Origin of the sequence: Noviluteimonas gilva (assembly GCF_009740395.1) — a bacterium.
GTDB lineage: Bacteria > Pseudomonadota > Gammaproteobacteria > Xanthomonadales > Xanthomonadaceae > Noviluteimonas > Noviluteimonas gilva.
Genome location: NZ_WOXT01000003.1, coordinates 1 through 13,379, shown reverse-complemented (window position 1 = coordinate 13,379; position 13,379 = coordinate 1). Strand labels below are relative to the sequence as shown.

Annotated in this window: 14 protein-coding genes; 10 read left to right on the top strand and 4 right to left on the bottom strand. The window is 66.9% G+C overall.

Translation table 11 applies throughout. The annotated features are described in order from the left end of the window. Window positions 1-118: 118 nt before the first annotated feature. The 5 genes from GN331_RS17030 to GN331_RS10955 all read left to right on the top strand — a co-directional run bounded on the left by GN331_RS17030 (window position 119) and on the right by GN331_RS10955 (window position 6,016). Window positions 119-1,660, top strand: coding sequence for a Calx-beta domain-containing protein (locus tag GN331_RS17030; protein ID WP_156642078.1), 1,542 nt, complete (start codon window positions 119-121; stop codon window positions 1,658-1,660). Window positions 1,661-1,885: 225 nt separating this feature from the next. Then, window positions 1,886-2,404, top strand: a complete 519-nt coding sequence (locus GN331_RS10970) for a Csu type fimbrial protein (RefSeq protein WP_156642077.1) — start codon at window positions 1,886-1,888, stop codon at window positions 2,402-2,404. Between the two features lie 56 nt (window positions 2,405-2,460). After that, window positions 2,461-3,219 (top strand): fimbrial biogenesis chaperone, encoded by a 759-nt coding sequence (locus tag GN331_RS10965; RefSeq protein WP_156642076.1) that lies wholly within the window; start codon window positions 2,461-2,463, stop codon window positions 3,217-3,219. Continuing rightward, window positions 3,207-5,516 carry a fimbria/pilus outer membrane usher protein gene (locus GN331_RS10960; RefSeq protein WP_156642075.1) on the top strand — a complete coding sequence of 770 codons (2,310 nt, stop codon included), beginning with the start codon at window positions 3,207-3,209 and terminating at the stop codon, window positions 5,514-5,516. Before GN331_RS10965 ends, GN331_RS10960 begins: the two co-directional genes overlap by 13 nt. Then, window positions 5,513-6,016 carry a Csu type fimbrial protein gene (locus tag GN331_RS10955; RefSeq protein ID WP_156642074.1) on the top strand — a complete coding sequence of 168 codons (504 nt, stop codon included), beginning with the start codon at window positions 5,513-5,515 and terminating at the stop codon, window positions 6,014-6,016. Before GN331_RS10960 ends, GN331_RS10955 begins: the two co-directional genes overlap by 4 nt. Window positions 6,017-6,022: 6 nt before the next feature. Here the strand turns inward: GN331_RS10955 and GN331_RS10950 are convergent, their stop codons facing one another. Both GN331_RS10950 and GN331_RS10945 read right to left on the bottom strand, forming a co-directional pair. Further along, on the bottom strand, window positions 6,023-7,144 hold the full coding sequence (locus GN331_RS10950) for a TolB family protein (RefSeq protein WP_156642073.1): 1,122 nt from the start codon (window positions 7,142-7,144) through the stop codon (window positions 6,023-6,025). 107 nt (window positions 7,145-7,251) lie between these two features. Further along, window positions 7,252-7,503 carry a hypothetical protein gene (locus GN331_RS10945; protein WP_156642072.1) on the bottom strand — a complete coding sequence of 84 codons (252 nt, stop codon included), beginning with the start codon at window positions 7,501-7,503 and terminating at the stop codon, window positions 7,252-7,254. Window positions 7,504-7,855: 352 nt separating this feature from the next. On the opposite strand from GN331_RS10945, the gene GN331_RS10940 reads away from it, so the two are divergent. Then, window positions 7,856-9,010 carry a sensor histidine kinase gene (locus GN331_RS10940; protein WP_156642071.1) on the top strand — a complete coding sequence of 385 codons (1,155 nt, stop codon included), beginning with the start codon at window positions 7,856-7,858 and terminating at the stop codon, window positions 9,008-9,010. On the opposite strand, the gene GN331_RS10935 is transcribed toward GN331_RS10940, so the two are convergent. After that, on the bottom strand, window positions 9,011-9,709 hold the full coding sequence (locus GN331_RS10935; RefSeq protein WP_156642070.1) for a hypothetical protein: 699 nt from the start codon (window positions 9,707-9,709) through the stop codon (window positions 9,011-9,013). Window positions 9,710-9,851: 142 nt separating this feature from the next. On the opposite strand from GN331_RS10935, the gene GN331_RS10930 reads away from it, so the two are divergent. From GN331_RS10930 to GN331_RS10920, 3 genes are all read left to right on the top strand, one after another. Beyond that, window positions 9,852-10,265, top strand: a complete 414-nt coding sequence (locus GN331_RS10930) for an EF-hand domain-containing protein (RefSeq protein ID WP_156642069.1) — start codon at window positions 9,852-9,854, stop codon at window positions 10,263-10,265. A 67-nt stretch (window positions 10,266-10,332) separates the two neighbouring features. Next, complete coding sequence (locus GN331_RS10925; RefSeq protein WP_156642068.1) at window positions 10,333-10,563, top strand: hypothetical protein; 231 nt, start codon at window positions 10,333-10,335, stop codon at window positions 10,561-10,563. A 159-nt stretch (window positions 10,564-10,722) separates the two neighbouring features. Beyond that, window positions 10,723-11,688 carry an acyl-CoA desaturase gene (locus tag GN331_RS10920; protein WP_197427103.1) on the top strand — a complete coding sequence of 322 codons (966 nt, stop codon included), beginning with the start codon at window positions 10,723-10,725 and terminating at the stop codon, window positions 11,686-11,688. A gap of 9 nt (window positions 11,689-11,697) precedes the next feature. Here the strand turns inward: GN331_RS10920 and GN331_RS10915 are convergent, their stop codons facing one another. Continuing rightward, complete coding sequence (locus GN331_RS10915; RefSeq protein WP_156642067.1) at window positions 11,698-12,363, bottom strand: YceH family protein; 666 nt, start codon at window positions 12,361-12,363, stop codon at window positions 11,698-11,700. 147 nt (window positions 12,364-12,510) lie between these two features. On the opposite strand from GN331_RS10915, the gene GN331_RS10910 reads away from it, so the two are divergent. Beyond that, window positions 12,511-12,981 carry a 2,4'-dihydroxyacetophenone dioxygenase family protein gene (locus GN331_RS10910; RefSeq protein WP_156642066.1) on the top strand — a complete coding sequence of 157 codons (471 nt, stop codon included), beginning with the start codon at window positions 12,511-12,513 and terminating at the stop codon, window positions 12,979-12,981. Window positions 12,982-13,379 lie beyond the last annotated feature (398 nt).

Sequence of the window (13,379 nt, the reverse complement as noted above, 5' to 3'; positions counted from 1 at the left end):
AGGCTGAACCTCGCGTTTCCAGGGACTGTGACGCGCCCCCCGGAGTTAATTTCCGGTCGTTGACCCGCGCGCGCATGCGGGACAGGCTCGGCCCGATTCATCACGGAAGCCGATCGCCATGGATGCTCGCGCCCTCGCCCTGTCCGTCGCGCCCCTCGCGCTGTGCCTGTCCGGCCTGGCGCTGGCGCAATCGTGCCCCGCGCCCAACGCGCCCACGCAAGGCACGCCCATTCCTCCGCCGCTGCCCGTGTTCTCCGCCGACAACTGGTGGAACACCGACATCTCGCAGGCGCCGGTGGATGCGAACTCCGCGAACTTCATCAACTTCATCGGTTCGACGCGCCGCCTGCATCCGGATTTCGGCGGCGAAGCCGAGACCGGCAGCCCGGACGTGTACGGATTCCCGTACATCGTGGTCAACGGTTCGACGGCCAAGTCGGCCGTGACCTTCGATTACTGGGACGAGAGCGACGGCGTGAACATGTCGACCGGCCAGGGCATTCCCTTCTATCCGATCCCCGCCAACGTCATCTCGCAGCCGCACTGGATGGAAGGCGGCGCGCCGGCCAGCGTGGACCAGCGCGGCGACAACGACCGCCACATCCTGATCGTCGATTGCACCAACCGCACACTCTATGAGTTGTACAACGTGTGGTATTCGACGGCGCAACAGCGCTGGTACGCCGGCTCCGGTGCGTTCTTCGACCTGCAGCGCAGCGATCGCCGGCCCGAAGGCTGGACGTCGGCCGATGCCGCGGGCCTGGCGATCTTCCCCGGCCTGGTGCGCTACGACGAAGCGGCGCATCCGAACGTCGCGGAAATCCAGCACGCCTTGCGCGTCACCGTGCGCACGAGCAACGGGCACGTGTTTCCGGCGTCGCATACCGCGGGCGGCACGAGCGGTGCGTTGCCGATGGGCGCGCGCCTGCGCCTGAAGACCAGCGTCAACGGCGCCAACCCCGCGCTGCGCACCACCGATCCGGTCGCGCGCAAGATCTTCCGCGCGATGCAGAAGTACGGGCTGATCGTCGCCGACAACGGTTCGGACATGTATATCTCCGGCACGTTCGACGTGCGCTGGAACAACGACACGCTCAATCCCGCCTTCAGCGGATTGCAGGCGAGCGATTTCGAAGTGGTGAAGCTGGGCTGGAAGCCGACCGCGCCGACGCTGTCGATCGCCGATGCCTCCGTCGCCGAAGGCGCGTCGGGCACGAAGGTGTTGCGCTTCACCGTGCGGTTGTCGACGGCGGCGACATCGAACGTCACCGTTTCGCTGGCCACTGCCAACGGCACCGCGATCGCGGGCAGCGATTACGTCGCGGCCTCGGGTTCGCTGACCTTTACGCCGGGCCAGACCGCACGCAACTTCGACGTGACCATCAACGGCGACCGCCTGCGCGAGGCGAACGAGACCTTCCAGGTCCTGCTGTCCAACGCCACGGGCGCGCCGATTTCCGATGCCGGCGCGACGGGCACGATTTCCAACGACGACGGCCCGCGCACCGGCGGCCCGGGTCAGAAGTCGCCGATGCCCTTGACAGCCGCCGTGTCACCCACCGGCGCGCCGAAAACGCCGTCGAAGGCGATTTTTGAGGGTGACTCCCGGTCTACACGCCACCCGGAGAAGGCATCACACGGTGACTTGTTGTCACCCTGACACCGCGCGTCATGTCTACTGACGCGCATTGACACCCTTTTCACACCCCTGAATACGTACCGTTCCTGAACGGAATGGCGACATTTCTGTGACCTACGTCACATTTTCGCGCGCCAATTGCGAACCAGTTGTCGTTTCCGTTGCGAGGAAAATAGTCCTTCACTAGTTTTTAACCCCGGCGGCACCCCTTGGTGACCGCAATCGCCACAACCTTGGGGACTTCAAATGCGTACCGCTTCGCTTGCTCTCGCCCTCACCGGCGTGCTGTTCACCTCGACCGCCTTCGCCGGCGCCTCGCCGCAGACCGGCAACCTGGCCGTGACGGCCACCGTCGCCGCCAGCTGCCTGGTCGTGGGCCCGAACACCATGGCCTTCGGTGCCTACGATCCGTCCGACGTCAACCTGACGGCCGATCGTGACGCCGACGGTTCGATCTCGATCCGCTGCACCAAGAACACGCTCGCCCACGTCCAGCTGGCCCAGGGTTCCAACCCGGCCGCCGGTTCGAACTGCGGCGCCCCCCAGCGCCAGATGGCTTCGGGCGCCGAGCGCCTGGGCTACCAGCTGTACAGCAACAGCCTCCGCACCGCGGTTTGGGGCTGCACACTGGGCACCGAGTCGACCTTCACGTCGGCCAACTCGGCCACCGCGACGGTGCTGACCGTCTACGGCCGCATCCCGGCTGGCCAGAACGTCGCCGCCGGCTCCTACACGGACACCGTGGCCATCAACGTCACGTTCTGATCCGTTGTTCCATTGCCCCGCCGCAAGGCGGGGCGCTTGGGTAGAGCCTTGAAGCAATGTCCTGCATTCGCAACCGCGTCCGCGCGGCCGCGTTGACCGCGTGCGGCACCCTCGCCTGCTTCGCGGGCCTGGCCGCCGCCGCCAATTTCGGCCTCAGCAACACCCGCATCGCGCTGAGTGCATCGCACTCGGTCGAAACGCTCGTGCTCACCAGCCAGGAAGCGCGCGACGTGTCCTTCGAGGTGAAGGTGAAGCGTTGGACGCAGAAACCCGACGGCGCGTGGGAACTGGCGCCTTCGCAGGACCTCGTGGTCCATCCGCTGATCGTGAAGCTGCCCGAATCGGGCACTGCGCGCATCCGCATCGGTTCGCTCTCGCCGACGGTCGTCGCCGAACAGGCCTACCGCATCGAACTCAATGAATTGCCCGATCCGGCGGCCGCCGCCCCCGGGCAGATCCGCATGCTCACGCACGTCAGCATGCCGGTGTTCGTGCAGCCCGCGAACGCCAAGCCCGGCCTGTCGATGACGGTCGATCGCATCGACGGCGGCGACGCCGCCCTGGTCCTGCGCAACATCGGCACCGCTTACTCGGCGCCTGCGCCGGCCAAGTTGCGCGTGCTCGACGCCAAGGGCAAAGCGCTGCACGAAGGCACCGTCGATTCCAACTACGTGCTCGTCGGCGCCAGCCTGCCGCTGCACGCGAAGATCCCGGCCTCGGCCTGCGCACGCGCGGCGACGGTCGAATACACGCTGGGCGATGCCAAGCCGCTGGTCGCGCAAGTCTCCGCCGGTGCGCGGCGATGCGCGCCCTGAACGTGCGCCGCGGCGCGCTCGCGTCCGCACTCCTGCTGGCCCTCGTCCTTCCCGTCGCGCATGCCGCGCCGGGCGACGAGACCATGCTGCTCGATGTCTGCATCAACGATCGCTGCATCGGCGTGGCGCCGGTGATCGCGCGCGGCGACGACGTGCTCGTCGACACCGCCGCGCTGCAGGCCGCCGCACTCGACACCACGGGCGTCGTGCCCGAATTCGTGGGCGAGCGTTCCTTCGTCTCGCTGCGTCAGCTCAACCACGGCAGCACGTACAAGATCGATCGCGAACTGCTGCGCCTGGACCTCACCCTGCGTGCCGATCGCCTGCCGCGCCAACGCGTGGCGATGGCGACGCAACAGCAGTCGGAAGTCGGCCTGCAGCCGTGGAGCGCGTTCGTCAATTACGCCACCTCGGTCAACCAGGACGGCGACGGCGAATTGTTCCTGGACGGCGCCCTCGGCCGCGGCAACGCCGCGCTGCGCACCGCCGCGCAGTGGGATCCCTACTTCGGCTGGCGTCGCGGCCTGTCGCGTTTCGAATACGACCAACCCACGGTCACGCGCCGCTGGACCGTCGGCGACCAGTTCGCCGTCGCGCGCGATCCGCTCGGCGGTGGTCGCCTGCTCGGTGGCTTCGGCGTCGAGCGCGCGTTCGACACCGATCCTTACCTGGTCACGTTCCCGCAGCCGTATTTTTCCGGCCTGCTCGAAAGCCCCGGCACCGTCGAAGTGTTTTCGAACGGCACGCTGATCGGCCGCCGCGAACTGGGCGCGGGCCCGTTCACGCTCGAACAACTCGGCGTGCAGCCGGGCCGCAACGACGTGCGCGTGATCGTGCGCGATCCGTTCGGCAATCGCAGCGAGCTGGCCACGCAGACGTACTACGGCGGCAGCCCGCGCTTGCTCGCGACGGGCCTGAGCGAGTACGCCGTGCGCCTGGGCGCGCCGCGCACCGGCGGCGGTCTCGGCGGCGATTACGAAGACCAACTCGCCTACCAGGCATGGTATCGCCGCGGCCTGGCGGATTGGTTCACGCTCGGTGGCCGCGTGGAAGGCGACGAGTTCGTGCGCAACGGTGGCCTCGACGCCGCCGTCCGCACGCCGCTGGGCGAGTTCGCATTCGCCGTGGCGGGCAGCGACCGCGATGTCCTGGGTCGCGGCAACGCGCACGCCATCAACTACTCCTTCAACATGGCGATCTGGTCGATCGGACTGGGGTCGCGCCGCGCGTCGGCGGATTACCGCACGATGAGCGATCCGCTCGACGACGTGTTCGGCGCGCTGCGCATCGACGACTACGCTTCGGTCTCCATCTCCCCCTACGGTGGGATGTCGCTGCAGTTCAATGCCGGTCGGCAGCAGCGCCAGTTCCGGCCGATGGAACGCACGTGGGGCATCACCGGTTCGCTGCGCGCGTGGGATCGCGGTGCGTTGTTCCTGTCGGCGCAGCGCCGCGAATCGGACTTGTTCGAAGACACCACGATCCAGCTGAGCCTCAACATCGCCTTCGACCGCGACAGCGTCAACGTCACCGCGCGCCAGCGCGACGACGGTGCGCGCACGACGCACGGTTACAGCGTCGACGCACATCGTTCGCGCCCCACCGACACCGGTTGGGGTTACCTCGCCAGCGTGCAGGACGATGGCGACATCGAGACCGGCTACGGCCAGGTCGAATACCAGAACGCGTGGGCGCGCTTCGCGGTGGAAGGCGAATCGCTCGAAGGCAACACGCGCGGCCGTGCGCTCATGACCGGCTCGCTGGTCGGCATCGGCGGTCGCGTGTTCGCCACGCCGCCGGTCGAGAACGGCTTCGCGCTCGTGCGCGCGCCGGGCCTGGCCGACGTGCCGATCCTCCGCGAAAACCAGACGATCGGCCGCACCGACAAGCACGGCGACCTGCTCGTGCGCGAAATGCTGCCCTTCCACGCCAACCGCGTGGAGATCGACGAATCGCAGGTGCCCGCCGCGTGGTCGATCGATGCGCCGTCGCGCCAGGTGATGGTCGCGCGCAACACCGGCTCGGTGGTCGTGCTGCAATCTTCCGCGCTGCATGCGATCACCGGCCGCTTCCGTTACACCGGCGGTGCCGCGGGCGACGTGGTGACGATCGGTAGCGACGCGGCGTCCGTGCTCGGTTCCGAAGGCCTGTTCTATCTCGAAAACGTGTCGCCTGGCGCGCAGCCGGTGCGCATCGACACCGGCAACGGCGCCGTGCAGTGCACGCTCGACGTGCCGACGGAGGCAAAGCCGGGCATCATCGATCTCGGCGAAGTCGCGTGTGGGGGCACGCAATGATGGCCCATCGGTTGCTCATCGTCCTGTTGCTGGGCGCGCTCGCGTGGGCCGCGCCGATGATCGCGCGCGCGCAGAACTGCAACGTCGAAGTCACGGCCGTCGCGTTCGGCGCCTACGATCCGACGTCCGCCGTGCCGCGCGATGCCAACGGCTCGGTGCAGGTCGAGTGCGTGCTCGCGCAGATCCCCGTCGAAATCCGGCTCGACTCGGGCAACAACGCCCCGGGCAACAACGTCGCCAACCGGCGCATGGTGTCCGGCGCGTACAACCTGCCCTACCAGCTGTATACCGATGCCGCGCGCGGCATCGTGTGGGGCAACACCAACACCACCTCGGTCAGTTGCACCACCGGCGTCACCAGCGGTGTATGTACGGGATCGAGCGCGGTGTTCGGCATCTTCCAGCGCGCGACGCGGCCCATCTACGGCCGCATCCCGACCGCCCAGGACGTGGGCGTCGGGAGTTACAGCGACCAGGTCGACGTCACGATCATCTTCTAGCGAGGGTCACGGACCCTCGTACCACGCACCGGCTTCCGCGTAACCCGACGGCAGGTTCTGCAGCGCGCGTGTGTTCGCGTCGATCATCCGCAGCGCGAAGATCGGCTGCGTGAGGCTGTCGTCGGTATACGTGCGGCGATTCACCAGCACGTGCACGTTGTCGCGCGACCACTGGGCGGCGGTGTACGCATGGTCGGCCACGCGCGAGTCGGTGATGCGACGCACGCCCGAGCCGTCCGCGTTCATCACGTACAGCGGCTCGTAGTAACGCGTCTGCGGGCCGACTTCGTACACCTCGCCGGTGAAGGCGATGCGGCGGCCGTCCGGCGAGAACAGCGGCGCATGGCCGCGCATCGGCATCGCCCTGGCCGCACCGTTGCGGAAATCCACGACCGTCATGTCGTTGGCGACGACGTCGGCGTAGATGCCGCGGTTGCCATCGGGCGAGATCGTCAGGTCCAGCGGCGCTTCCATCACCAGGTCGCTGAGCAGCTTGGCCGATCCGGTGGCGACGTCGATGCGATACGCCTGCGCGTGCCACACCGGTTCCAGGCGGCCTTCGGGATAGCCCGCGCCGACGAACAGGCGCGTGCCATCCGCCGACCACTTCGGCTGCGCGAATTGGGCCGGCGCCGAAACGCAGAACAGATCGCGGCGGTTGCGCCCGGTGACATCGACGATCGACACGCACTGCCCGCTCGAATTCAGCGACACGAAGGCGATGCGATTGTTCGGACCGTACGCGGGCTTGGAGAACTGACCCACGCCGTGGATCAACGCATGCGGACGCGTGTTGGTGGTGGTCGATACCACCTGCAACGTGTGGCGCTGGCCTTCGCGCACGCGATCCACGCCGCGTTCGAAGACCAGGTTGCTGCCGTCGGGCGACCAGGTCACCGACATGTCGTACACGCTGTCCGTCGCCGTCGTGAGCGCGCGCACCTGGCCTGTGCCCACGTCGAGCAACCACAGGCTGCGGCTGCGGGGGATGCTGGTGGAGGTCTGCGTCGAGCGCGAGAACACGATCTTGCCGGTCGGCGTCGCGGCCTGGGCCGACAGTGCCGAAGCGGCGGACGCGGTGGCCACCACCGCGGCCACGGCCGCGCGGCGAATCGGATGCGTATTCATTTCAACCCCCTGAAATCGACTGCTGTGGAATGCAACTCCACAGTGGGCGAGCTGTTCTCAAGGGCAGGTGAAAAATGCGCGGGTTCAGGCAAGCCCGCACGAACTGATCAATGCGACTCGCGAATCGCTTCGATCTCCGATTGCATCAACTCGTGCCGCTCGGACAGGTTCAGCATTTCCAGGAGGAGTTCGGCGCCCACCGATTGGGCCCGCACGAGCGACGCGCGGGCATGCGAAATGCGTCGCGCCGTCTCCGCGGGGCTCATGCGGTCGGCGTGCGAGAGGAGCACATCCAGATCGTCGACGGCGTCGGCGATGTGCTCCATCACGTCCAGTGCAGCGGGTGAAGGTCGGGCCATCGTCGGGGCTTCCTTATGCGACGTTGACCCGACCCTGCGCGTTCCGCGATCAACGTCAGGTCAATCCGGCACTCCATCCTTCGCACTGTTCATCCTCGGCGATTGCGCACCAAGGCCGCGGCTGCCGGTTTCACGCGATCGTCCGGCGGCGATTCGCGCGCGACACACGCTCGACGACATCGTGTGCGGCTTCGCGCACGGCGCCGACGCGTCGCGCCGCCTGGGGAATTGAACCTTCCGACATGGGCGCGCTACACACACAGATGTATGAGTCGCGCGCGCTCGTCGACAAACCCTTCGGCACGGCACTGATTCGTTCGGTGCGCGGCGTCGGCTACCAAGTGCCCGTGGCATGAGCGCCTCGCCCGCCTCCCTGCGCCGACGCGTCACCCTCGCCTGCACGGCGCTGGGGCTGGTGATGACCCTGCTGTTCGCCGCCGCGGTGATTGCGATCACGGAAGACTACGAACACGTCATCGCGTCGGAAGTCCTGCACGGCCAGGCCGAGGATTACAGCCTGCGCATCGCCAATGGTTTGCCCGTCCAACTTCCGCGCACGCAACGCCTCAGCGGTTATCTCGCACAGCCGCCACCGGAATTGGCGCGCTTCGGCCCCGGCGTGCACGAAGACGAACGCCACGAAGGCATCCATGTCGGCGTATTCGACACCGCCGCGGGGCGCATGTGGTTTTCCATCGACCTGGGCGACATCGAGCAACTCGAGGTCCACTTGCGCCTCCTGCTCGCGGCAATGGTGGTGCTGGGCGTGGCGATCGCCGCGTGGCTCGGCTGGGTCTTCGCCGGTCGCGCACTCGCGCCGGTGCGGGCCTTGTCGAAGGCGGTCGATGCACTGCCCGTCGCGCCGCAACCGACGCACTTGCGCGACACCGCGCCCGACGACGAACTCGGCCATCTCGCGCACGCCATCGACAACTACCAGGCGCGGCTGGTCGAAGCCGATGCGCAACAACTCGCTTTCTTCGCCGATGCCAGCCATGCATTGCGCACGCCGATCGCCGTCGTACAAGGCGTGGCCGAAGTGTTGCTCGACGAACCGGGCCAGGACGCGGCGAACATCGCGCGCCTGCAACGCCTCGATCGCGGCGCGCAGGAATTGGCCGAACTGATCGAACTGTTGTTCGGCGCCGCCCGCCGCACGCCGGTGCAGCGCGAAACGATGGACACCGCCGCGCTATTGGCCGAAAGCCTGGCGCCGTGGTCGGAGAAGACGCGCATCGATGCCGTCGGCGCGTTCGACGTCGCGCGTCGCGAAACGGTGCTGCTCCTGCGCGCGCTCGTGCGCAAGTACCTGCGCGATGCGCGCACGCTCGTCGCCACGCGCAACAACGGTCAGCTCAGCGTGGTCGATCTCGACGCAACGCGCGATACCTCGGCCCGACGCAGCGATGCCGGCGCACTCTCACCGCTGCTCGCACGCGCCGCCGACCGCGCCGGCTGGATGCTGGAAGCCGCGCCCGGCCGCATCGTGCTCACGCACACCGGTTGATCACAGGCGTGCGAGGCGCGCGAACTCGTCTCGCGTCGCGAGTTCGATGGACTCTGTCAATTGCCTCTCCTCGTTCGACAATCCGCGCGCTGTCTGCGCGAGCGTGTGGTAAGCCGCCAGGTCGGCCGGGTCGTTGAAGACCGGGCCGCGATTGTCGAATGTCATGCGGTCGGCGTGGTCGGCGAGGAACGCGACGAGTTGCAACAACGCATCGGCCTGGGCGCGCTGGTTTTCGCGCAGGCCTTGCCCGAACGCTTCGATGCGTTCGAGGGCATCGCGCACGTTGCGCGGGGCGTCGCCGCCCGCGGGAATCGCATTGACCTGCTGCAGCAACCGCATGTCCGATGCACTGCGTGCCACGTCGAGTTCCGCGCAGGCCGCGCGGAAGCGATCGATCGCATCGCGTGCTTGCGCCGCGCCTTCGGGTTCGACGATGCGCCGGGGGTCCATCGCGGCCGAATACGCGGCGACCTTGCCGCGGTAGGTCCGCAGTGCCTGGCGATTGCGCTCGGCCGCCGCCCACAGCGCGGACGCGACCTGCGACACCGCGACCGCATGCGCCGCTTCTTCCTTGCTGCGCGCCTCGCGCATCGTCGCCGACTTCCCCGCCAGGACGAGGATCGCCAACCCGACCACGAACACGCCGATGCTCCAGGCCGCCTTGCGCACGGCCCCCGACTCGCTCCCTGTCACCGCCATCCCCACGCCCTCCCCCAAGGTCGTGGGCAGATGCTAGCGCAACGGCGGTGCACTGCGGGCGCGCAGGTACTAGCCGAAAGGCCAATTGATCGGCGGGGCGCCGGCTGGTGTGCTGGCGCCCTCTTTCGCGTGGAGCATCGACATGACCGGGCCCTTGAAGGGAATCGCCGTCCTCTTGTTCCTCGCGAGCGCGCCGCTGGCCGCGCAGCAGATCGCCACCACCGCGGCCGAACGCTTCACGCGCCTGGACGTGAACCACGATGGCGCGCTGAGCAAGTACGAAGTCGACGCGGAAGTCTTCATTGCCGGCCTGGATACCGACGGCGACCAGATGATCAGCCCCGCCGAACTCGCGCCGCTGCTGGGACCCTCGGTCACGGAAGCCGACGCACTGGATCGCGTGCGCGTCGCCGATCGCAACGCCGACGACAAGCTCGATGCCGCCGAACTGGATCGCGGCTCGGAGATGCGCTTCAAGTGGATGGACGCCAACGGCGACGGCAACGTGGACCAGCAGGAGCTGACTGCGCGGTTCGGCGTCAAGATGGTCAACTGAAACGCACCCCGCGCGCGAAAGCGGACGTGAAAAAAGCGAGATTCGCGCTGTGCGAAACTCGCGCCGCATGCATTACAAGACCGGACAAGCCGTCCTCCCCGGCGATCGCATCGACGCCGACGGACTCAAGGGCAAGGTCGTCGCCGTCATCGACGACGGCCTCTATGCGCCCGATTATCCCGAGGCCGATTGGTCCTACCTCGGCGAAGGCCTGGTGATCGAAACCGACGGCATCGGCGTGCTGCACCTGCCGACAATGGGCGAAGACATCGCCCTGATCGCGCGATTGATGGAGTAGCGCGTTAAGCTGCCGCGGGGCCCAATCGAACCGCGTGGGACATGGGGACGAGAGTCGAGACAGAAGCGACGCTGCGCGAGCTGCTGCCGCATTTCCGCGCGGCGCATTCGCGCATGCATCGCTTCATCGACCACATTGCCTACACGGAAAGGACTTCCGATGACTGACACACCCCGCAGGGATCCGTACAAGGTCAACTCGCTGATCCTCGGGCCGGGCGTCAATCCGGTGCACGGCGTGGTGCGTTGGGATCCGGCGCGCTCGTTGTGGAACGCCGGCATGCTGCTCGGCGCGCTCGTGCTCGCGCCGATGTTTTTCACGTGGGGCGCGTTCGCGGTGTTCCTCGCGCTCTGCGCGGTGACCCTGTGCACGGGGCATTCGGTCGGCTTCCATCGCCGGCTCGTGCATCGCAGCTTCCAATGTCCGAAATGGCTCGAACGCCTGCTCGCATGGATGGGCGCGATCGTCGGCATGGGCGGCCCCATCTGGACGATCCGCACACACGACATGCGCGACTGGGCGCAACGCCAACCCGCCTGCCACGACTTCCTCGCCCACCGCCACGGCCTGTTGAAGGACGGCTGGTGGAACCTGCATTGCAAGCTCGTGCTCGACACGCCGCCGGGCTTCGACCCCGGCCCCGGCATCGCCGACGATCCCTTCCACGTCTTCCTCGAACGCACGTGGAAGTGGCATCAGTTGCCGATTGGCCTGGCGCTGTATGCGATCGGCGGTTTGCCGTGGGTGGCGTGGGGCGTGTTCGCGCGCGTCGCGGCTTGCACGACGATGCACTGGTTCATTTCCTACTTCGCGCACACGCGCGGGCCGCAGAGTTGGACCGTCGACCATGCGGGCATCCAGGCGCACGACGTGCCGATCGCGGCGATCCCGACGATGGGCGAAAGCTGGCACAACAACCACCACGCGTTTCCCGGTTCGGCGCGCCATGGCCTGTATCCGGGCCAGATCGACATCGGCTATGGCTTCATCCAGGTGCTCGAACGCCTCGGCCTGGCCTGGAACGTGCAGTTGCCGTCGAACCTGCCGCCGCGGCCCGGCATCACGCCGGTGCGCGCGGGCGCCGAATCGATCGCGGCGCCGGGGCAGCTTGACCTTGTGAAGTAGTGCGTCGGATCAAGCGTCGTCGGCGCGACGCATCAGTTGCTCCAGCGCTTCGACGCGTGCTTCGAGCTCGGCCACGCGCTGGCTGAGCTCGTCACGTGTGACGCCGGTTTCGTGCGCGGATGCAGACGCGGACGCACTGCGCAACGCTTCCACATCGATCGGGCCGGACAACAAGTGCATGTACCGATCTTCGCGTTGACCGCCTGATCGCGGAACGCGAACGATCAACGGTGCATCGCGTTGCTGCAGGCGATCCAACGCGTGCTGCAAGTCCTCGGCATCGGCGAACGTCGCCATGCGATTGGTGCGCGTGCGGATCTCGCTCGGAGTTTGCGGCCCGCGCAGCAGCAGGATCGCGACGATGGCTTGTTGCGGCGGCGTCAGGCTGTAGGCCTGCGAGGCCTTGTGCTCGAAGCGCAGCGCGCGCGCCGATTGCGTATTTCGCACGAGACGGCGTTCTTCCATGCGGCGGACCGCATGTGCGACGTCGCCGGGCGAGACGTCCATGATCGGTTCGCGATTGGTCTTCTGGTTGCACGCCAGCTGGATCGCGTTTTCGGTCAGCGGGTATTGCTCGGGCGTGGTCGCCTGCTTCTCGATCAGGCAGCCGAGGATGCGCGCTTCGATCGCATTGAGGACCGGGAAGGACGGGGCGGAATCGGCGTCTTGCGTCATGTGCGTAGCGTATCGGGCGCTTCGCCTTCGCGCCACAGAAGATGCCTCATCCATAGGGGGAAATTTCCCACTCGTTCGCCGTGCAGCACGGTCTAGATTCCCCGCGCATCGCCAGTCCGCTTTTCCAACCTGATGAGGAAACCGACCATGCTGTACGCGAATATCGAAACCGCCGTCATCGCCGACGATTCCGTTCCGTGGATTCCGTTCGCGCCCTACAGCGATACGGTGATGGTGAAGTACTTCAAGCTCGACCCGATCCGTGGCGAAGTCGTCGCCATGCTCAAGGCCCCGGCGAGCACCGTGCTGCCGCGCCACTATCACTCCGGCACCGTCATCGTTTACACGATCCAGGGCGAGTGGAAGTACCAGGAACACGATTGGGTCGCGACGCCCGGCAGCATCGTGTACGAAACCGCCGCGTCCTCGCACACGCCGCAGGCTTCCGACAGCGCGGGCGACGTGGTCGCGCTGAACATCGTGTCGGGTGACCTGGTGTATCTCGACGAGAACGACAAAGTCATTGCGATCGAGAACTGGAAGACGGCGTTGGAGCGCTACCTCGCCTACTGCAAGGCCAACGGGATCACGCCGCGCGACCTGACGGCGTTCAAGTAATCAACATCGAAATGCGCCCTGGTGCCCGGAGTGGGGATCGAACCCACATGACCTTGCGGTCGAGGGATTTTAAGTCGGGTTCCGGGGTTATTGACAGTGACGGCTGGCCATTGGAATCAACTACTTACCTGTTGAGCGATACGGCTGACCGAGGACAGATATTGTCGGCGCTGTCCCAAATTTGTCCCAGGAGCCAGCATGGAGCGGGCTGCTTCTCGTCAATAAGCAATTGCTGCGTCTCGCCAACGGCAACGAGCCGAGTGACCGCTTTCGACCCAGAGCGGACATTCGGCCAGGGACGCCGCGCGTGTCAAAATTAGGGCCGGGATGAGCAACGTCGTCGATGGATGCAGCACGCAGAGCCGGTTGAAGGAGAGCTGCAATGAAGCGGTTTCTTA

Coding starts and splice junctions, on each gene's coding strand:
- GN331_RS17030 (WP_156642078.1), top strand. CDS start 119: ATGGATGCTCGCGCCCTCGCCCTGTCCGTCGCGCCCCTCGCGCTGTGC.
- GN331_RS10970 (WP_156642077.1), top strand. CDS start 1,886: ATGCGTACCGCTTCGCTTGCTCTCGCCCTCACCGGCGTGCTGTTCACC.
- GN331_RS10965 (WP_156642076.1), top strand. CDS start 2,461: ATGTCCTGCATTCGCAACCGCGTCCGCGCGGCCGCGTTGACCGCGTGC.
- GN331_RS10960 (WP_156642075.1), top strand. CDS start 3,207: ATGCGCGCCCTGAACGTGCGCCGCGGCGCGCTCGCGTCCGCACTCCTG.
- GN331_RS10955 (WP_156642074.1), top strand. CDS start 5,513: ATGATGGCCCATCGGTTGCTCATCGTCCTGTTGCTGGGCGCGCTCGCG.
- GN331_RS10950 (WP_156642073.1), bottom strand. CDS start 7,144: ATGAATACGCATCCGATTCGCCGCGCGGCCGTGGCCGCGGTGGTGGCC.
- GN331_RS10945 (WP_156642072.1), bottom strand. CDS start 7,503: ATGGCCCGACCTTCACCCGCTGCACTGGACGTGATGGAGCACATCGCC.
- GN331_RS10940 (WP_156642071.1), top strand. CDS start 7,856: ATGAGCGCCTCGCCCGCCTCCCTGCGCCGACGCGTCACCCTCGCCTGC.
- GN331_RS10935 (WP_156642070.1), bottom strand. CDS start 9,709: ATGGCGGTGACAGGGAGCGAGTCGGGGGCCGTGCGCAAGGCGGCCTGG.
- GN331_RS10930 (WP_156642069.1), top strand. CDS start 9,852: ATGACCGGGCCCTTGAAGGGAATCGCCGTCCTCTTGTTCCTCGCGAGC.
- GN331_RS10925 (WP_156642068.1), top strand. CDS start 10,333: ATGCATTACAAGACCGGACAAGCCGTCCTCCCCGGCGATCGCATCGAC.
- GN331_RS10920 (WP_197427103.1), top strand. CDS start 10,723: ATGACTGACACACCCCGCAGGGATCCGTACAAGGTCAACTCGCTGATC.
- GN331_RS10915 (WP_156642067.1), bottom strand. CDS start 12,363: ATGACGCAAGACGCCGATTCCGCCCCGTCCTTCCCGGTCCTCAATGCG.
- GN331_RS10910 (WP_156642066.1), top strand. CDS start 12,511: ATGCTGTACGCGAATATCGAAACCGCCGTCATCGCCGACGATTCCGTT.